The 18,356-nt window shown below is 47.9% G+C and carries 18 protein-coding genes; 6 read left to right on the plus strand and 12 right to left on the minus strand.

Annotation, left to right across the window (positions count from 1 at the left end):
- Positions 1-160: 160 nt before the first annotated feature.
- Positions 161-631, plus strand: coding sequence for an RNA-binding protein (locus CCY32_RS08305; protein ID WP_088330161.1), 471 nt, complete (start codon positions 161-163; stop codon positions 629-631).
- Between the two features lie 70 nt (positions 632-701).
- Here CCY32_RS08305 and CCY32_RS08310 read toward each other — a convergent pair whose 3' ends face one another.
- Positions 702-1,982 (minus strand): DUF5610 domain-containing protein, encoded by a 1,281-nt coding sequence (locus CCY32_RS08310; RefSeq protein WP_088330162.1) that lies wholly within the window; start codon positions 1,980-1,982, stop codon positions 702-704.
- 135 nt (positions 1,983-2,117) lie between these two features.
- Here CCY32_RS08310 and trmA point away from each other — a divergent pair, with 135 nt between their 5' ends.
- The gene (gene trmA, locus CCY32_RS08315) at positions 2,118-3,218 is read left to right on the plus strand and encodes a tRNA (uridine(54)-C5)-methyltransferase TrmA (RefSeq protein WP_088330163.1); all 1,101 of its coding nucleotides are present in this window, start codon (positions 2,118-2,120) and stop codon (positions 3,216-3,218) included.
- A 13-nt stretch (positions 3,219-3,231) separates the two neighbouring features.
- On the opposite strand, the gene fabR is transcribed toward trmA, so the two are convergent.
- On the minus strand, positions 3,232-3,834 hold the full coding sequence (gene fabR / locus CCY32_RS08320) for an HTH-type transcriptional repressor FabR (protein ID WP_088330164.1): 603 nt from the start codon (positions 3,832-3,834) through the stop codon (positions 3,232-3,234).
- A 158-nt stretch (positions 3,835-3,992) separates the two neighbouring features.
- On the opposite strand from fabR, the gene CCY32_RS08325 reads away from it, so the two are divergent.
- A complete protein-coding gene (locus tag CCY32_RS08325; RefSeq protein WP_088330165.1) occupies positions 3,993-5,120 on the plus strand; it encodes a fatty acid desaturase in 1,128 nt (375 codons plus the stop codon).
- An 81-nt stretch (positions 5,121-5,201) separates the two neighbouring features.
- Positions 5,202-6,635: a Si-specific NAD(P)(+) transhydrogenase gene (sthA, locus tag CCY32_RS08330; RefSeq protein WP_088330166.1), complete on the plus strand. Its 1,434-nt coding sequence runs from the start codon at positions 5,202-5,204 to the stop codon at positions 6,633-6,635.
- Positions 6,636-6,704: 69 nt separating this feature from the next.
- Here the strand turns inward: sthA and CCY32_RS08335 are convergent, their stop codons facing one another.
- Positions 6,705-7,007 carry a hypothetical protein gene (locus CCY32_RS08335; RefSeq protein ID WP_088330167.1) on the minus strand — a complete coding sequence of 101 codons (303 nt, stop codon included), beginning with the start codon at positions 7,005-7,007 and terminating at the stop codon, positions 6,705-6,707.
- Between the two features lie 118 nt (positions 7,008-7,125).
- On the opposite strand from CCY32_RS08335, the gene CCY32_RS08340 reads away from it, so the two are divergent.
- Entirely contained in the window at positions 7,126-7,716 is a 591-nt protein-coding gene (locus tag CCY32_RS08340) for a uracil-DNA glycosylase family protein (protein WP_088330168.1), read from the plus strand.
- Here CCY32_RS08340 and CCY32_RS08345 read toward each other — a convergent pair.
- On the minus strand, positions 7,702-9,948 hold the full coding sequence (locus CCY32_RS08345; protein WP_088330169.1) for an EAL domain-containing protein: 2,247 nt from the start codon (positions 9,946-9,948) through the stop codon (positions 7,702-7,704). The genes CCY32_RS08340 and CCY32_RS08345 overlap by 15 nt on opposite strands.
- Before the next feature lie 176 nt (positions 9,949-10,124).
- On the opposite strand from CCY32_RS08345, the gene CCY32_RS08350 reads away from it, so the two are divergent.
- The gene (locus tag CCY32_RS08350; protein ID WP_168171461.1) at positions 10,125-11,057 is read left to right on the plus strand and encodes a TIGR03899 family protein; all 933 of its coding nucleotides are present in this window, start codon (positions 10,125-10,127) and stop codon (positions 11,055-11,057) included.
- Between the two features lie 10 nt (positions 11,058-11,067).
- On the opposite strand, the gene CCY32_RS08355 is transcribed toward CCY32_RS08350, so the two are convergent.
- From CCY32_RS08355 to CCY32_RS08390, 8 genes are all read right to left on the minus strand, one after another.
- On the minus strand, positions 11,068-11,814 hold the full coding sequence (locus CCY32_RS08355) for a phosphoadenylyl-sulfate reductase (protein ID WP_088330171.1): 747 nt from the start codon (positions 11,812-11,814) through the stop codon (positions 11,068-11,070).
- Entirely contained in the window at positions 11,807-13,504 is a 1,698-nt protein-coding gene (cysI, locus tag CCY32_RS08360) for an assimilatory sulfite reductase (NADPH) hemoprotein subunit (protein WP_088330172.1), read from the minus strand. Before cysI ends, CCY32_RS08355 begins: the two co-directional genes overlap by 8 nt.
- On the minus strand, positions 13,504-15,315 hold the full coding sequence (locus tag CCY32_RS08365; RefSeq protein WP_088330173.1) for an assimilatory sulfite reductase (NADPH) flavoprotein subunit: 1,812 nt from the start codon (positions 15,313-15,315) through the stop codon (positions 13,504-13,506). The genes cysI and CCY32_RS08365 overlap by 1 nt, the downstream gene beginning before the upstream one ends.
- 169 nt (positions 15,316-15,484) lie before the next feature.
- A complete protein-coding gene (locus CCY32_RS08370) occupies positions 15,485-16,243 on the minus strand; it encodes a TIGR04219 family outer membrane beta-barrel protein (protein ID WP_088330174.1) in 759 nt (252 codons plus the stop codon).
- A 4-nt stretch (positions 16,244-16,247) separates the two neighbouring features.
- Positions 16,248-17,240 carry a DUF2333 family protein gene (locus CCY32_RS08375; RefSeq protein ID WP_088330175.1) on the minus strand — a complete coding sequence of 331 codons (993 nt, stop codon included), beginning with the start codon at positions 17,238-17,240 and terminating at the stop codon, positions 16,248-16,250.
- 20 nt (positions 17,241-17,260) lie between these two features.
- Positions 17,261-17,695 (minus strand): copper chaperone PCu(A)C, encoded by a 435-nt coding sequence (locus tag CCY32_RS08380; RefSeq protein WP_168171462.1) that lies wholly within the window; start codon positions 17,693-17,695, stop codon positions 17,261-17,263.
- 91 nt (positions 17,696-17,786) lie between these two features.
- Positions 17,787-18,119, minus strand: coding sequence for a hypothetical protein (locus CCY32_RS08385; RefSeq protein WP_088330177.1), 333 nt, complete (start codon positions 18,117-18,119; stop codon positions 17,787-17,789).
- Between the two features lie 27 nt (positions 18,120-18,146).
- Positions 18,147-18,350, minus strand: coding sequence for a PspC domain-containing protein (locus CCY32_RS08390; protein ID WP_088330178.1), 204 nt, complete (start codon positions 18,348-18,350; stop codon positions 18,147-18,149).
- Positions 18,351-18,356 lie beyond the last annotated feature (6 nt).

Raw genomic sequence — 18,356 nt, forward strand, 5'->3', positions numbered from 1 at the left:
TTAAACGCTCATTTTTGCAGCAACCCCGTCCTGAGTGCTACCTCGCTGATGGGTTAACCCTCTTTCACCAGAGATTAAGGAATGCAAAAGTTGGCGTATGATAAATTAATGAGTACCATATCAGTGCTATTAACTTTTCAATTACATTTTAGGTAGTTACATGAATCCATCTTTTCTTCTTTATATAATTGTTGCAGGTGTTCTTGCGATATTGGCCTTCTTTCTCTTTCCTGCTGACCTGATGTTGTCGAATCAAGCCATGGCATTGGGATTACTCGTCGGCGGTATCGTTTCACCACAATTAGCCAAAATGTTTGTCCGCACAGCCGTTCAAGCTGCACAGCCAGACTCACCAAACACGACGAACATACAAGGTGAACGTAAAACGTTGTATGTGGGCAACCTTCCTTACCGCGCCAGTGAAGAGGAAGTTTCCGAACACTTTTCCTCACATGGACAGGTCATCTCAGTGAGATTAATGAAGGACCGACGTACCGGTAAGAGAAAGGGATACGGCTTTGTCGAAATGGCTCCTCAGGATGCTGAAAAGGCCATAACCGCTCTCAATGACACAGAGTTCCAGGAACGGACGCTTAAAGTGCGGATGGCCAAAGACAAACAGGATCATTAAAAGCATCGATTAGTAACACAAGGTTACTCACGGTGATAGGAAAGAAAAAGCCTGCAAAAGCAGGCTTTTTTTATGCTTGTTCAGTGTTTACAGGCTGTGCAAGTACTGACTGAGGCAAATTGCTCATCAATTTACTATTAAACGTATGAAAACGATTAATTGCTTCAAGCAAGTCGGGCGTCTGCACATCCGGCATTTTGTTCACTAATCCAGTGATCAGATTTTCATAACTCTCGCGGTCGGGCAATTTCTGCTGCGCCTTTTCCGCCATGTTCAGCATCCTTTCCAGATAATGGGACACGGTTTTCACCGGACCTAAGCCTTCCTGCCCCCGGTTTTTGTCATCATTATGTGAGACTGACTCATAGGTTTGAATCACTTTTGACTGTTCGTTACGACTGAGTTGCAATGCAAAGCTTGTCAACTCTGACTCATCAAAACCTATTTTCAGGGCCTGATTAAACGCCTCTTCAACATTGCCATTGTAGAACTCGTCCGCAACATCGGCCGCATTACCAACAAGCTCACCGATGGATTTGAGTTCATCCTCGTCTAGTTCACCGCGAACAGAGAAGCTAAAAGCATTAGCCTGATAGAACTGATAACTCTGGGACGCAGTGAAATTAAAACTCGTTCCCTCATCCTGAGACTGTTCTGAATCAGTGCCCTTGTCATCACCTGCACCATTTAACATCAGGCTTTGGTTATAGCTAAACTGAGTACTACTCTCGAAACGAATAGTCACCTCGTCGCCATCTTTAGTGATAATACTCAGTTCACTGTTATCATCTCTTGCGTAACCCACTGTTTGACTGACGGCTTCACTTTGCTCGGATTGGCCAAAAATCTTTTTCTCAAGCGTCTGCAGACCATCTTCAATGAGTTCCTGACTCTTCTTAATCCCCGTAGAGATCTCGTCATTCATCACACCGGCCAAATCCCGCTCAGCCATTTTCACCCCTTTGAGGACACCACTTCTGGCTTGCTCAAACATGGATGTCAATTTGTCATCATCTGCTCCCTTAGATTGGGCATGACGAATCGCTCCACCGACAAAGTTGAGCACATTTTTTGCTATTTCTTCAAAGTCGAATAGTGGCTTTTCTTCTTGTTGTGGACGCTCAAACTTGGAACGTTTGCCGTCGACAACAACATTTTCACTCATCGCTGAGCCAAATACATTCAAGGCAACTGATTTGGCTGATGCCATACTTTGCGATAGCGTTACCGCAGTGGCAGGCTGGCTCGCCGCCTGACGCAGTCCTGCTTCCCGCAACTGATTTTGTACATCAGAGCGTCCGGACTGATGCGCCCTGTCGCCCAGAAAGGCCTTAATTTCACCTAAGTTCATGATAGATTCCTCCCACCTCGGTATCTATATCGGCGGCTGTAGTACAAATATTAGTCTTTTCGGATAAAAAGCCATGATGGCATTTCCCCTGTCGCTCTTGCTAAACTCTGCGCCCGGGAAAAAAGAGGACTCTCCATGCGACCCACAGAGATAGACAGTAGCGATTATCAACAACACCTGAATCATAAAGCACAAGCTCTCAGAGACCGCTTCCGCGGCTTGAGCTGTCCATCACTGGAAATCTTTGAGTCAGCACCACTGCACTATCGCATGCGGGCAGAATTCAGAGTCTGGCATGATGGAGAGGATCTGTTTCACATTATGTTTGACCCGCAAACAAAAGAGAAATATCGGGTAGACCAATTCCCTCCTGCCAGCAGACTGATCAATGACGTTATGCAAGACCTATTGCCTTTGCTGCGTGCCGACTCTGTTGCTCGACGGAAGCTTTATCAAATTGATTACCTGAGCACCACCAGCGGAGAAATCCTGATCAGTCTTATCTATCATCGTACGCTAGACCAGCAATGGCAAGAGAGCATTGCTCCTATTCTGGCCGAGCTCAGGCAAAAATATCGGCTAGATATCGTTGGTCGGGCCCGCAAACAACAATTGCACCTGGATAGAAACTATGTCATTGAAACCCTCAACATCAAAAACAGGGAATTGCACTTTAAACAAATAGAAAATAGCTTTACGCAGCCCAATGCCGGCGTAAATCAAAAAATGATTGAATGGGCACTTGATGTCACACAGCAGTCTGAAGGTGACTTACTGGAACTGTATTGCGGTTTGGGAAATTTTACCCTGCCCATGGCAAATAACTTTCATCGGGTACTGGCCACTGAGATCTCTAAAGCATCGGTCGATGCGGCTCACTATAACTTGTCACTTAATCATATTGATAATGTAACCGTAATTCGCATGTCCAGTGAAGAATTTACCCAAGCCAAAGAAGGAAAGCGCACCTTCCGCCGATTGCAAAATACCGATATTTCTGCTTTTAATTGCAAAACGGTGCTGGTAGACCCCCCTCGCGCAGGCCTGGATCCTGATACCTGCAACTTAGTCAGCAATTATGACAATATCCTGTATATATCCTGCAACCCGGATACCCTTTACGACAACCTGCAAACACTAACCAAAACCCATCAAATTGAGCGGTTCGCTTTATTTGACCAGTTTCCTTACACACATCATGCAGAATGTGGGGTTTTCCTGCGCCGCATCCGTTAAATAGCGATGCGGTTCAGGTTTTGCCTGCATAGAAGGATGCTCCTTTTGCAATGATACGTAATTGCTGAATCAGTCGCTGTGCCTGCAAATCACGTTGCGCGGGACTGGCATCAATCGCTTCCGCACCAGCGCTGAACACCAGTTTGACCATCGCTTCGGCCTGTAAACCCGCAAGGTAAGGACTCAAACCGGTATGATTGGCAGTGTAGTCACTTAACTCTTCAATAAAATGCTGTATTTCCCTTAATACCGCAGCCCGGAATGCCGGAGAAGTGCCAGAATGCTCACGCAGTAACAGTCGGAATTCATTGCTATTAGCCACCACGAACTCCATAAACGTATTAACAGATGTTGTGATGACCCCGCCCCCTGCATCTATGCGTGAGCGGGCTTGTCTCATGAGTTGACGTAAAGCTAATCCCGCCTCATCCACTAAGGTAAGACCTAACTCGTCAATATCCTTGAAGTGGCGATAAAAAGAGGTTGGCGCAATGCCGGCAGCCCTCGCTACCTCGCGCAGACTAATACTGGACAGACTGCGTTGTTCATCTAACAGATTGAATGCGGCATCGATAATTGCCCTGCGGGTTTTCAGTTTCTGTTGCTGACGTCTCATTCTGAGTAAACTTTTTGTCTAAGTAATTCAAAAGTGTGTGTCAGTGTATCACCAAATAGTATGATCTTTGCTTGCCTCGGCCACACAAACTGGATAAATTAGCGCACACTTGTTCGCTAGCGCACAGTTGTTCGCTCAAATTAAGTTATACTCCATATATGCAAAAGCCTCCCCTAATCCTGACCAATGTTTTACTGTTCTCTGTCACCTCGCTGATTTGTCTGCTGTTAGTTCCTTTGGAAGCCATTACAAATGGATTCGATAGCACAGAAATTATTGCCTGTATCGTCCTGTTCTGGTTTTCGGGTCTGTCGATCACGGCAGGATATCACCGGTTGTGGGCCCACAAAGCATATGATGCCCACCCTTTGATTAAAGTGCTGTTTGCCGTCGGTGGCGCGCTGGCACTGCAAAACAGCATACTGCACTGGACATCCGATCATCGTGTTCACCATAAACATGTGGACGACAATGACAGGGACCCCTATTCCGCAGGAAAAGGGTTCTGGTTTTCTCATATCGGCTGGATGCTGAGGGAGTATCAGGCGAGTCGTTATCAGGACTACAACAACTGCCGTGACCTGCAAAAAGATAAAGTTGTTACGTGGCAACACCGGCACTACCTGATGCTGACGTTAGCTACCAACATTGGCCTGCCTGTAATGCTCGGATGGTTAAATGGTGATATCTGGGGGATGCTGTTGTTGGCGGGCGTATTAAGGCTGGCGGTAGTACACCATATTACTTTCTTTATTAACTCCCTTGCCCATATGTGGGGTAAGCAGTCATATACGGATAAAAACAGCGCCAGAGATAATGGAGTGCTGGCATTGTTTACCTTTGGTGAGGGTTATCACAATTATCACCATATTTTTGAGTACGATTATCGAAATGGCATACGTTGGTGGCATTTTGATCCTACCAAGTGGTTAATACGGGGATTGTCTTTTGTGGGATTGACCAGCAATCTGCGCAGAGTACCAGAACAACGAATTGAAAAAGCCAGAATGGAGATGCAACTTAAGCAAATCCAATCCAGAGTCGCAACACTGCCTAATGCACGCATACTCAGCCAGCGACTGCAGCATGAATATGAGCTACTGGCAGAAAAAATGAGTGCTTACTATGACGTCAAAAAGCATCGGCTTGAATTAAAAAAGAAGCAGGTTGTAGAACAATACGAACGGTTAGACCTTGATTTTAAATACCGGGAACTCAAGCACGCATTTATGCTGGCTAAAAGCCGTTGGCTTGAAGTCCACAAGCTACAGATAAGCTACACATAAGGTCTTGTTTTATCTAACACTTGCCTTTGTCGCAAATCTCAGCAAGGCTATCATTATTGATGATGAAAAATGAGATAATCAATGGCACCTAAACCCCAAGGCAAAAGCACAGCTAAAAAAGAGCAGTATCAATACGACGCGGTCATTATTGGCACCGGCCCCGGAGGCGAAGGGGCTGCCATGCAGTTGGCCAAGGCAGGCAAACGCGTCGCCGTAATCGAGCGACATGAATCCGTCGGGGGTGGCTGTACTCATTGGGGCACCATTCCCTCTAAAGCGCTGCGCCATTCGGTGAGTCGCTTAATAGAATATAATACGAATCCCCTTTTCAATGCCGGCGACCAAGCCATACACCTGACCTTTCAGGATATTCTTAAGCATGCCAGTGCAGTCATCCGCAAACAGAGCCGTCTGCGAGGCAGTTTCTATGCCCGCAACGATGTGCAGGTCATCCAGGGCGAAGCCTCATTTATCGATAATCACCACCTGAGTATTACCCGTAAAGACGGTTCCGTTGATCAGCTTAGTACCGGACAAGTGATGATTGCCACAGGATCTCGTCCCTACACGCCAGGCGATATCGATTTCAATCATCCCAGAATTTATAACAGTGATTCTATTCTTTCATTAAAGAAGGATCCCAAGTCCATCATTATTTATGGCGCAGGTGTTATCGGCTCTGAGTATGCGTCTATTTTCCGCGGCATGGGCGTTAAAGTCGATCTGGTTAATATGCGTGATCGGCTGCTGTCTTTCCTGGATACAGAAATTTCCGATGCTCTGAGTTATCACCTTTGGAATAATGGCGTTGTGATTCGTCATAATGAAGAGTATACGTCTGTAGAAGGCCGTGATGACTCTGTGGTGCTGAACCTTAAATCGGGTAAAAAGATGCGCGCAGATTGTCTCCTTTTTGCCAACGGGCGCACGGGTAATACTGATATGCTAAACCTGTCGGCCGTAGGACTAAAATCCGATTCTCGCGGGCAGTTAAAGGTTGATGAAAACTACCAAACAGATATCGACAATATCTATGCTGTAGGTGATGTCATTGGTTATCCAAGCCTGGCTTCAGCGGCGTATAATCAGGGACGGTTTGCCGCGCAGGCCATGCTCAGCGGGCACTGTCCAGCCAGTCTGGTGGAAGATATCCCTGCAGGCATCTATACCATTCCGGAAATCAGTTCAGTGGGTAGAAATGAGCAAGAGCTGACCGCGCAGAAAATTCCCTATGAAGTAGGGAGAGCGCAGTTTATGCATCTGGCCCGGGCCCAGATAGCCAATACGCAGGTGGGTAGCCTGAAGATTTTGTTCCATCGGGAAACGAAAAAAATCCTCGGTATTCATTGCTTTGGAGAGCGGGCCTCTGAAATAGTCCATATCGGCCAGGCCATTATGCAACAAGATGGCGACGCCAATACCATTGAGTATTTTGTAAATACCACTTTCAACTATCCAACCATGGCCGAAGCCTACAGAGTGGCCGCGATCAATGGACTGAACAGGATATTCTGACCACGGCTCAGACACACATAAAAAAAGCAGGCCCGATTACTCGGGCCTGCTTTTCGTTAAACCGGTTACTTATTTTGTTCTGTTAGCCGCAACCAGTGCATCACGGTGTGTTACCACTTCAATCAGAAAACGCTCTGGATAAAAACGAATGGTAGCTACGGCATTATCACCTGACTGGATGCTCGCTTGTTGATCAATACGGCTCACCATCTCGCGATACTGGATGTTCTGGCTGATTTTACTCTCAACACAACTCGGATCGACCGTCAGGGTCTCTTTGGCAACACAATCAGTCAGCTTATCAGACTTGTCTGCTGCCTGAGCCAAGCCAGTAAAACCCAGCATGGCCACTAAAATCATCAATTTACGCATGGTGAACTCCTACAACAACTCCAATGAGTGTATATACATTTTAACATCACCTTGACGCAAAACGCAACATTTGACCGAACACAGTTATATGACAGTATTATGACATTAAGGTGAATTTATGGTTTCAGATGTGAATGACAACGAGAGACTGCTGCATCGCATTCGTCAGTGCACGCATTGCGAGGCTAGTTTGCCGCTGCAACCTAAACCGGTGCTCAGGGCATCGAGTGATGCACGTATTCTGGTTATCGGGCAGGCTCCAGGTATTCGGGTGCATCGTTCAGGCATCCCCTGGCATGATCCCTCAGGAGAGCGTCTTAGAGACTGGCTGGGGGTAGACGACAGCACGTTCTACGATGAGAAAACCTTTGCCATTATGCCCATGGGATTCTGTTATCCGGGTAAAGGCAAGAGCGGCGATTTACCCCCCAGGACTGAGTGCGCGCCATTATGGCATCCCGCTTTACTTGATAGCATGCCAAACATTCAGCTCACGCTATTGATAGGACAATTTGCGCAAAACTATTATCTGAAGGATAAACAACCACTGACGCAGAGGGTGAAAAGCTTTGAAACCTACCTGCCCGACTACTTTGTCCTGCCACATCCATCTCCCAGAAACAACCTATGGCTGGCACGACATCCTTGGTTTGAATCCCACGTCATTCCTCACCTTAAAAACAGGATATCCCGCTTACTTGCCTTCTAATGGCTGGTAGTTATCCAGAAACTCGATGAGCTGATCGAAAGGCATCGGTTTGGCATACAGGAATCCCTGGGCTTCATCACAGCCCAAACGCAACATGTAACTGGCCTGTTCGCGCTTTTCAATGCCTTCGGCAATCGTATGCAAGCCAAGCTTATTGCCGAGCGTTACTATGGTTTCGGCAATGAACGCACTTTTACCTGGGGTAACCTCATTAACAAAGGAACGATCTACCTTGAGACGATCCAAGGGCAGTTTCTGCAGGTAGCTCATTGAGGAAAAACCGGTACCAAAATCATCAATGGCGATAGTAAGACCAAAGGCTTTTAGCTCTTTAAGAGAGTCCACCACAATTTGAGGTTCATCCATGACAACGCTCTCCGTGATCTCAAGCTCCAACAAGCTAGGTGTAATGTCGTGCTCTACCAAAGCACTTTTTACCAGGCTAACAAACTGGGAGTCGCGGAATTGTGGCATAGAAATATTGACCGCCACGCGCAGATCGGGAAAGCCCTTTTGATGCAGTAATTTTAACTTTCGACAGGCTTCTTCAAGCACCCAGGCGCCAATATCGATAATCAGCCCACTGTATTCAGCCAATGGCACAAACACTGCCGGTGAAATATAGCCGCCATCTTTATCCGGCCAACGCAACAACGCTTCCATTCCAACGATACGCTCGTTAACCAGATCAACCTGCGGTTGGTACCAGAGTTCAAGCTTGCGCTCAGCAAAGTCGGAGCGCAACTGACGAATCATTCCTAAACGCCAGGTGGTTTTTTCTTCCATCTCCGGCGCATAATACTCGTAATTGGCGGTCATGCTGCGCTTGGCTCTGTTCAGCGCAATATTCGATTGTTTAAGCACATTTAAGCCGTTGGATTCTTCATCCAGCAACCGGCACAGGCCCATGGTGACATTAATAGGCAGGGTATGATCTCCCGCCTTAAAAGGCGTGGAAAAAACTTTACTGATACTCTGTGGATTAACTTTATCGTCTTTACCAATCAGTCCAAAGACATCCGCACCAATGCGTCCCATTTTCACGACATCACCCATGGCGGTGTGCAAACGCTCGGCAATGGCAATGAGCAATAAATTACCCGCATCCTGGCCGAGCCCATCATTAATGTCGGAGAAATGATTCACATCTACCAAGGCCACAACATGCTCATTGATGTCCACCCCGGTGTTTTCCAGGTCATCCAGCATGTTGATAAATTCGTTGCGGTTCGGCAGCTTAGTCAGCATGTCTTTGAATGCCGCATTTCGCAATTGATGAAACAAATTAACGTTTTCATATCCTACCGAGATGCTGGACATAAAGACTTCGATGAGCTGTTTGTAGATGACATTGATGCTACAGCCCACCTGGATATATACCGCTGCCTCATAGCCACTGCTATTCATGTACAGAACGGTATAATCTTTTCCATAGATATGATCTTTCTCCTGCAAGCACTTAGCCACTTCCACGGTAATTTTTTTATCGTGCAGATTTTCCAGTTTCTCATTAATGTAATTTGCAAAAGGGCCTGCCGCACCGAGTACGTACACACCATCATCATCTCTATCCAGCACAGAACCTGCACGTGCACAGACAACACCACCAGCGTCGAGCCCTAATAAGGAGCTGATTTGAGTAACCACTCCCTCGCAAAAACCCTTAACAGAATGTTCTTCCAGCAAGTTAGAAGCGGATTCAATGATTTTCTGAAGCCCCTGGCGACTTTGATTAATGGTCAGAATTTGTTGGTAGGAACGCAGTGACGCAATAATCGTGGTCACTAACTTGGAACGGGTGAGCTCTGTTTTGGTTTTATAATCATTGATGTCATATTCTTTAATGACACTTTCTTCCGGTGCATAACCAGGCTGCCCGGTTCTTAAAATGATGCGAGGTTCATGAAGATTAAGATCTTCACGCATTTTTTTCGCCACCATCAGACCGGCATCGTCACTTTCCATCACCACGTCTAAGAGCACAATGGCGATATCCTGCCCACGCTCAGCCATGATTTGAAGCGCCTCTTCACCGGAGTACGCGTCAAGAAATGCCAGTTTTCTGCCGTTGAGAACTAAGTCAGACAAGGCTAAGCGTGTTACGGAATGAATCTCTTCATCATCATCCACAACCAATACTTGCCAAGCATCCGCCTCATCATATTCCTCTACATTGGAATCATCTTCCTCGAGGAACAGCATTTCATCATTTTCGTAATCTGTTGGGTTCATCTAACGACCTGTGTGTATACCAACATCTTGAACTATCAAACGTTACCTGAATAACAATATCCTAATATTTACTAAAGCGAAACCTAATAGAATCGCTATTGAGCTTTTTCACCAGTAACGCGACGACTACCAATGCTGTCAATATAGCTTGAAATTAGTCGATGCTAACAGGCAGTATGGCAGATGAACTTGAGCGACAGGCAGCCATGACCAAGATAAATAATTTAGGTTCCCCTCCTCCGGTCATCCCATCGGAGGTCAAGCCTGCGAAGGTGAAAGCACAGGAACAGCCGTCTCAACCCAGTGCGACGCAGGACAGCAATCAAATTAGCCGCCGAATCGTGCATTGGTTTGCTCAGGCCGGCATCAAACCTATTGCCACGACTGGACTCGATGATAGCGCCGAGAAAAAGATACAGCGCCATCGCAAGGTCTTACAGCAACGAAAACTCAACAACCTCGAGCGGATACTCGATTTGGCGCTGGAGTACAGTCCCAACAAGGAAGTGAGTGAGGAGACTCTGGATCCTGACTGGTTTTTTAATTTTGTTCGCATGGCCGAAGACATCTATTCTCCGGCAATGCAGGAGATGTGGGCTAAAATTCTGGCGGTGGAAGTGAGTATGCCCGGCACGTTTTCATTGCGCAGCCTGGCGATTCTGACCCAATTAACTCAAAAAGATGCCAAAGTGTTTCGAATAGCCGTGGGCCTGGCAAGCCGCAAGCGCGGCGATTTCAGCCCCAGACTGTTATATGGTTACCGCGTCAAGCCCAGTTTAATTTCAATGCTGTCGTTAAACCGAGGCCAGCAGCTGAACCTGGCTCAGTTTGGTCTGGCCTATCCAGACCTATTGTCTTTAATGGATTTAGGGCTGATCTACTCCACAGAAATAGAGTCTGGAGAGCTGGACAACAAACGGCGAAGTGAATGGCGTTGCTGTGGCGAGACCCTGCAACTCAGCGCAAAGCGCAGCGGTACGGTGTTGAACTATTATAAATTTACCACCTGCGGCTCTGAGCTGTTTCGCCTGGTATCCGGAAAACCTGACCAGGCTTACTTTGTGGCGTTAACGAACATGTTACAAGCTGCATTTGAAGTGCATCACTGACAGCCATGTCTCAGATACCGTCCCCGAATTCGTGCAAACCACATTCGCGTTTCAAGCCAAAGAAACGGGTTTCTTCTTCTGTCATCCCGGCCTCAAGCGGACGTGACGTATGCCAATCTCCAACAGAGACATAACCTTGCTCCCACAAAGGATGATAAGGCAGCCCATGCTCCTGCAGATAATAATGGACCTGCTTATTGGACCAATCCAGGATTGGGAAAACCTTGAATCGCCCGTCCACTATCTGTAAATAAGGAAGATTCTCACGACTACTGGATTGACTGCGCCGCAGACCTGAAAACCAGGTGCCCACCTGCAATTCTCTCAATGCCCGCTGCATGGGCTCGACTTTGTTCATTTTGTTATAGGCTTCTATGCCCGGCAGTCCCTGCTCCCACAACTGACCAAACTTTTGCTCCTGCCACGCAGGCGACATATTAGCGCTGTAGACCTTCAGATTCAGATCCAGTGTCTTGGTCAGCTCTTCAATAAAGTCATAGGTTTCCGGAAACAGGTAGCCAGTATCCGTTAACACCACCGGAATATCAGATTGATGCCGGGTAACCAAGTGCAACATGACGGCGGCCTGGATACCAAAACTCGATGACATCATGGGTTGCTGGGGCAAATAGTTCAGCGCCCACTCGACGCGCTCAGCCGCATCCAGCGTTGCCAGATAACTGTTGATTTCAGCGAGCCTCTCGGCGCCAATAAATACATCAATCGGTTTGCTGAGGTTTAACGCGGCATTAGTCATAAAAATCCTTCGCCGAATCTACCACCGGTTTCACCACACCCGTGCGAATAACAAAATCGCCAAAGCCTTCTTGCTCCTGACGCTGCTCAGACCAACGACCAATGAGGTTATCTAACTCAGTCATGATCTCCTGTTCACTGATGTTTTCCCGATACATTCTCGGAATGCGGGTTCCATTGCGGTCTCCGCCTAAATGGAGATTGTATTTACCGGGACCTTTGCCCACCAATCCCACTTCGGCAAGCATGGCGCGTCCACAACCATTCGGGCAACCAGTGACCCGAAAGATAATGTGCTCATCCTGCATGCCATGCTTAGCCAGAACCTGCTCCAGCTCCGTCACTGCATCCGGCAGATAACGCTCAGCTTCTGCCATTGCCAGCGGACAGGTTGGCAGCGATACACACGCCATTGAATTCACACGCTGAGAAGAAACGCCAGGTTCTATTAACCCATGCTCACTGGCCAGGCGTTCTATTTCCTGTTTATCCTCAGTGGCAACGCCGGCAATGATCAAATTCTGATTTGCAGTAAGGCGAAAATCCCCCTTATGCACTCTGGCAATGGCCGCACAACCAGTCTTCAGCGGTTTCCCGGGATAATCAAGAATGCGTCCGTTCTCGATAAATAACGTCAGATGATGCTTGCCATCTATCCCTTCAACCCAACCGAAGCGATCGCCACGGCCCGTAAATTCATAATTCCGGCTCGGCGCAAACGTTATATCGGCACGTTTTTCCACTTCAGCCTTAAACGTCTCTACTCCAACGCGCTCAAGGGTATACTTGGTTTTGGCATTTTTACGGTTACTACGGTTGCCCCAATCGCGCTGGGTAGTCACAACAGCTTCGGCCACTGCCAGTGTGTGCTCCAGAGGAATAAAACCGAAGTCATCGGCTTTACGCGGATAGGTGGACTTATCACCATGAGTCATCGCCAGTCCGCCGCCAACGAGCACATTAAAGCCCACTAACTTTCCGCCTTCGTCAATGGCGACAAAATTCAAATCATTAGCATGCACATCCACGTCATTTTGTGGGGGGATTACCACCGTCGTCTTAAACTTACGGGGTAAATAAGTACTGCCCAGAATCGGTTCTACATCGGTAGTTTCTACTTTCTCACCATCCAACCAGATCTCAGCATAGGCTCGGGTTTTGGGGAGCAGATGTTCACTGATTTTTACCGCCCATTCATAAGCCTGCTGATGTACCTCTGACTCCACTGGATTGGAAGTACACAGTACGTTGCGATTGACGTCACCGGCGGTAGCGATGGAGTCCAATCCCACCTTGTTCAGCATCTGGTGCATCATTTTAATCTTGGGCTTGAGTACCCCATGAAACTGAAAAGTCTGGCGCGTGGTCAGGCGGATACTGCCATACAAACTGTGTTCGGCTGCAAAGGCATCAATGGCCAACCACTGAGCAGGCGTAATAATTCCGCCGGGAAGACGACAGCGCAACATCACATTTTGCAATGGCTCCAGTTTCTGTTTGGCCCGCTCGGCGCGAATGTCTCGATCATCTTGCTGATACATACCGTGGAAGCGAATCAGCTGGAAATTATCGCCGGTAAAGCCCCCGGTCAGATCGTCTTTCAGATCCTCAGCAATGGTGCCTCTCAGGAAGTTACTTTGTCCCTTGATACGCTCATTATCGGACAGTTTTTGCTCGGGTTTATCACTCATTAGTAGACATCTCTTTGATAGCGTTTGGCTTTACGTAATTGACCGATGTATTCCTCAGCTTGCTCTACAGATTTGTTTCCATGCTCTGTAACGATACTCACCAAGGCCTCGTGCACATCTTTAGCCATTCGATTGGCATCGCCACAGACATATAGATGAGCGCCCTGTTCCAGCCACTCATAGACCTCGGCTCCTTGCTCTAACAAGCGATGCTGCACATAAATCTTTTCCTCCTGATCTCGGGAAAACGCCAGACTCACCTTGTCCACGACTCCCGATTTTACCCAACGTTGCCATTCCACCTGATAGAGAAAGTCCTGGGTAAAGTTGGGATTGCCGAAAAACAACCAGTTCTTACCCTCAGCATCTTCTGCTTCCCGCTGCTGCATAAAAGCTCTGAAGGGCGCAATTCCCGTACCGGGCCCGATCATAATGACAGGCGTCTGCGGCTCTGGAGGCAAGCGGAAATTATCATTCTTCTCCACAAACACACGCACTTCTGCGCCCTCTTCGATACCATGGCTCAGGTATCCCGACGCGCCTCCGCGATGAGTGAAACCGAAGGCATCATACTCTACCAGTGCAACCGTGAGGTGCACTTCATCTTCCACTTCCGCCTGACTCGAGGCAATGGAGTAAAGTCTGGGGGTCATTGGCCTGAGCATGCTGACAAACTGCTGGGCTTCTACCTTGCCGGGATACTCACTAACAATATCGACAATTTGTCTTTCGCTCAGATAGTGACGCAAACCCGCTTTATCTTCGAGTAGCTGCACCAGCTTGCTGCTCTGCGTGAACTCAGCATAGGCCTTAGCAAAGCTAGGATAACTTTGTGTCAGCTCCAATTTCTCAATTAACGCGGCTCGCAGCGAAAGACTCTCATCTCCAACCTGTACCTCGGTATCACCACTCAGAGCTAACGCGTCAAGTAGCCTGTCCACCATGGAGCCATCATTCTTAAACCAGACGCCCAGGGCATCGCCAGGCTGATAAGTGAGTCCTGAGCCTTCCAATGAAATCTCGAAATGACGAATATCTTTTACTGAATCCCGGCCAGTAATTTTTTGCCCTTCCAGTAGCGTCGCCGTAAATGGATTCTTCTTGGTGTACTGTTCAGTCGCACCGGCAATACTGACGCCCGGCATTGCCACGACTCTTGAGCTTGCATCAGAGGTCAGTTCAGCTTTGAAAATATCCGTAACTTTCTCCCGCCACTGGCTGACTTCAGTGTCATAATCTACATCGCAATCTAGCCGTTCGGTTAGTGCGGTAGCGCCGAGCGCAGCCAGGCGTTGATCGAAATCCTTCGCCGTCTGACAGAAAAATTCATAACTGCTGTCTCCCAGACCCACTACAGCATATTTTAATGCAGCCAGTTTGGGCGCTTTCTTACTGGCCAGAAACTCGTGCAACTCCACCGCATCGTCGGGAGCATCACCTTCGCCGTGGGTACTGACCACAATGACCAGATGACTCTCTTCTTTGATTTTCTTCGGCTTATAGTCAGCCATGTTGATCAATTCAGCGCTCAGGCCAGCCTGCTCAACAAACTGCTGATACTCCTCAGCCACACCTTTCGCATTACCGGTCTGAGAGCCGTACAGAATGGTCAGCTTAGCATTGGTCTGTTGCGCTGATTGGTCACTAATAGCAGCAACAGGCTGATGAGACTGAGCCAGACCCGCAAGGTAACCGCTGACCCATGTCAGCTGCTGGCCACTGAGCGGTGCAATGGCTTTGTGCAGCTCAGACCACTGAGCCTGACTTAACACACCCGCGGGAGACAAATTTGGTGAATTGGAAGACGACATAAACACACTAACCCGTTAAATATTGTGGCTAGGTTAGCGGTGGCAGGAGAAAACAGGAAAGAATAAATTCAAATGCGTTATTACAGAAAGTGCTTAATTTATATTTTCATATAAACTTTACACTTAGTCAGAGGGATTAAGGGGTAACAGAACAGTCACCCCGTGTTAATTAAAAGTGCACTTCAATGCCTGCAAAAGGCCCCTTAAATTCCATATCCGTGTAAAGATTGTCTACATCATCCAGATCCAGCTGCAACACCCGGTAGCCAAGCTGAAATGTCATATCCACGGCCAGATTATCCAGCCACTGATAGGTTAGGGCCGCCTGGTAGTCATACACTGAGCTGTCGTCTACAGCCAGAAAACTGCCCTCCGCGGTCAACCCCAAGCCCCCAACGGGCGTACCGATTTGAACACGAGAGTAAAGCAATGGCACGATACCACCGAAAGACTGAGCCGACGTTATACTGCTATCGTCTGCATCCCGTACCGTAATCTGCCCATCAAAGTCTTTGGCGTTGAGTCCCAAATCCAGACTAATCAGATCATTGTCAAAGACTTCATAATAGACCACATAATCCATACTATCTGCATAGCCGCCAGAGGCGACGCTGGTGTCTTGAGCGAAGGTCTGTCCGGCAAACGTAAAATCCTGGCTCAGGGTGGTTGTCCCCGATAAATTAAGGTTCTGCCGCCGAATTTTAATATTCGGTAGCAACGGCACCGGGTGCTCTAACGCCACATACAGATTACTGTTTGTCTCGTTATCGAATTCGAAATCTGTAACCGAGCCGCCGTTGGCAAAACCACCCGCAACATCCGTATACCAGACCTGGGCGCCTGCATAAAGACCGAGAAAGGTGTCTGCCTGTACGGGATTAATTAAGCCCGATAACAAGGTGGCAGCAAGTAAACCGCTTTTTATCATGAGTCTATCCCTGATTAAGTAAGTCATTCAGATCGATCAGCGCCGCATTGGCCCTGGAAATGTAATTTGCCATCACCAACGAATGATTGGCCATCATGCCGAAGCCCCCACCATTGAGAATAATGGGACTCCAGATGGTTTGCTGGGTGGCTTCAAGCTCGCGAATAATCTGTTGCAGGCTCACCGTCGCATTTTTCTTCTCCAGCACTTCTGCAAAATCCGTTTCTACGGCCTTTAAAAAGTGCAACAGCGCCCAGCTGGCCCCCCGAGCCTCGTAGAATACGTCATCCAACTCCCACCAACTGGTCTTAGTGAATGTGTCCCTTGCTGTAGGGGTAGACTGACGTGCTTGCGCATCCCCCGCCAGATCGGTGTTTAAGCGGCTTTGTCCGACACTGGCACTTAAGCGCTGTGACAAACTGCCCATGCGTTTCTCGACTTGCCTTAGCCAATCTCTGAGGTTATCGGCCCGGGTATAGAACTGACTGTCATCCACCTGGGGATCAGACAAATTATTCAGGTAACGCTGCAAGGCCTGGATACCATCTTCATATTGCGACTCTGCTGAGGGCAAAATCCAGCTTTGATTATCAATATTGAATTTAGGTTGCGCCTCCACCAGAAAAGGGTTTTCCGAGGACTGAGACTGAGAACGGCTGAGATCTTTGCGCATCGCCAAAGAAAGATCCCTGACCATCTCCAACACACCAAACTCCCACGCCGGCATATTATCCATCAACACCGAAGGTATCATCACATCGTTCGACAGGTAGCCACCCGGCTTATCCATCAAGGTCGCTGTGACACGAATCAACGTACTGGTGGTGGTATAGCCGGGAACGATAGTCTGATTACTCTGCTGAGCCTGGGTTCGGGCGTGCTGATCAACATCAAATACCGAAGGTTCACTGCTCCAGTATATTGCCAGAATATATAACAGGAGCATCACGGCCGTAACGATAAGGGCCACCTTCTTCACACTCAGGTATTCTCTCATAACAAACTCCTTGCTTGGGGTTAATGGTGATGATGCGAAGAAGCTTGGGGCTCGGCAACCGGTGCCTGAAAGGTTAACTCGGTGTCATCGGAAAACAGTAATCGGATAGTCACATTCTGCCCCTTTTGCAATGGCTTTTTTAAACCAAACATCATCAGATGTAAGCCACCGGGCTTAAACGCTAATGTCGTATTGCCTGACAGGGTAACCTGGTCTTGTCTGACCATTTTCATCATTCCCTCGTGCATCATATGATTATGAATCTCCACGCGTTCAACCGACTCCGAGCTGGCACCCACTAATTGCATATCCTGTGAGGATGTGTTTACCAGCTGCATATAAGCTGCAGTATTGGGAACACCGGGAGGTAACAGTCTTACCACAGGATCTTTTATCTCTACATGTGCCAGGCAAATAGCCGGTAGCAGTAAAAATAGACTCAACAGGCCTCTCATCGACTTACTCCTTATGATGATTGTCATACAACAACTGGCCTGTGATTATTCAGCAATTCCAACCTGAAGCCAATGCCTGATGATAATAAGTTCAACAACCTTGTACGGTTTTCTTGTCCCGGATGATCAGATATGCCACCAATGCGATCAATAGTACAGGCCACGCCGCACCGATACCCGCCACAAGCAAAGCCACAAAGACACTGGCCAGCACGATACAAATCACACTGAATACGCTGATGGCTAAAAGTGCGCCCAGCAACACAAAAACGGTTCCCACCAGAATTGCCCCGAATAAGGTCTGAGCCGGCGCTAACAGCGTGTCACCCAGATACACAGAAATGCCACTTAGCGCTTCCAACACCGTCCCCAGGCTCATCACCATAACGGCTGCAATCAACAGTACCAAGAGTAGCTTTTTCATTTTCACACTCCGCCCGAGAGCCCTTTTTTAAAGGGCATCCGGTAAAATAAACGCCGCCACCAAATAGGCCATGGCGACCGCCACAGGAAAGCTGATAAAACAGAGAATAGCTACCAAGCGTATTAACCAGGCAGGGACGTCAAAATGTTGTGCAATGCCTGCACACACACCGGCCACTTTGCCACGGGCTCTGTTTTTACGAATTCGTCTGTCTTGATAAATGGTTTTCATGATCCT

It is taken from the genome of Lacimicrobium sp. SS2-24, assembly GCF_002201535.1.
In the GTDB taxonomy this organism is placed as follows: Bacteria; Pseudomonadota; Gammaproteobacteria; order Enterobacterales; family Alteromonadaceae; genus Lacimicrobium.

Bases quoted from the DNA above. Each gene is read 5' to 3' on its own strand.
- sthA (WP_088330166.1), top strand. From the start codon at position 5,202: ATGGCACCTAAACCCCAAGGCAAAAGCACAGCTAAAAAAGAGCAGTAT.
- CCY32_RS08325 (WP_088330165.1), top strand. From the start codon at position 3,993: ATGCAAAAGCCTCCCCTAATCCTGACCAATGTTTTACTGTTCTCTGTC.
- trmA (WP_088330163.1), top strand. From the start codon at position 2,118: ATGCGACCCACAGAGATAGACAGTAGCGATTATCAACAACACCTGAAT.
- fabR (WP_088330164.1), bottom strand. From the start codon at position 3,834: ATGAGACGTCAGCAACAGAAACTGAAAACCCGCAGGGCAATTATCGAT.
- cysI (WP_088330172.1), bottom strand. From the start codon at position 13,504: ATGAGTGATAAACCCGAGCAAAAACTGTCCGATAATGAGCGTATCAAG.
- CCY32_RS08345 (WP_088330169.1), bottom strand. From the start codon at position 9,948: ATGAACCCAACAGATTACGAAAATGATGAAATGCTGTTCCTCGAGGAA.
- CCY32_RS08310 (WP_088330162.1), bottom strand. From the start codon at position 1,982: ATGAACTTAGGTGAAATTAAGGCCTTTCTGGGCGACAGGGCGCATCAG.
- CCY32_RS08350 (WP_168171461.1), top strand. From the start codon at position 10,125: ATGGCAGATGAACTTGAGCGACAGGCAGCCATGACCAAGATAAATAAT.
- CCY32_RS08370 (WP_088330174.1), bottom strand. From the start codon at position 16,243: ATGATAAAAAGCGGTTTACTTGCTGCCACCTTGTTATCGGGCTTAATT.
- CCY32_RS08380 (WP_168171462.1), bottom strand. From the start codon at position 17,695: ATGAGAGGCCTGTTGAGTCTATTTTTACTGCTACCGGCTATTTGCCTG.
- CCY32_RS08390 (WP_088330178.1), bottom strand. From the start codon at position 18,350: ATGAAAACCATTTATCAAGACAGACGAATTCGTAAAAACAGAGCCCGT.
- CCY32_RS08305 (WP_088330161.1), top strand. From the start codon at position 161: ATGAATCCATCTTTTCTTCTTTATATAATTGTTGCAGGTGTTCTTGCG.
- CCY32_RS08355 (WP_088330171.1), bottom strand. From the start codon at position 11,814: ATGACTAATGCCGCGTTAAACCTCAGCAAACCGATTGATGTATTTATT.
- CCY32_RS08365 (WP_088330173.1), bottom strand. From the start codon at position 15,315: ATGTCGTCTTCCAATTCACCAAATTTGTCTCCCGCGGGTGTGTTAAGT.
- CCY32_RS08385 (WP_088330177.1), bottom strand. From the start codon at position 18,119: ATGAAAAAGCTACTCTTGGTACTGTTGATTGCAGCCGTTATGGTGATG.
- CCY32_RS08335 (WP_088330167.1), bottom strand. From the start codon at position 7,007: ATGCGTAAATTGATGATTTTAGTGGCCATGCTGGGTTTTACTGGCTTG.
- CCY32_RS08375 (WP_088330175.1), bottom strand. From the start codon at position 17,240: ATGAGAGAATACCTGAGTGTGAAGAAGGTGGCCCTTATCGTTACGGCC.
- CCY32_RS08340 (WP_088330168.1), top strand. From the start codon at position 7,126: ATGGTTTCAGATGTGAATGACAACGAGAGACTGCTGCATCGCATTCGT.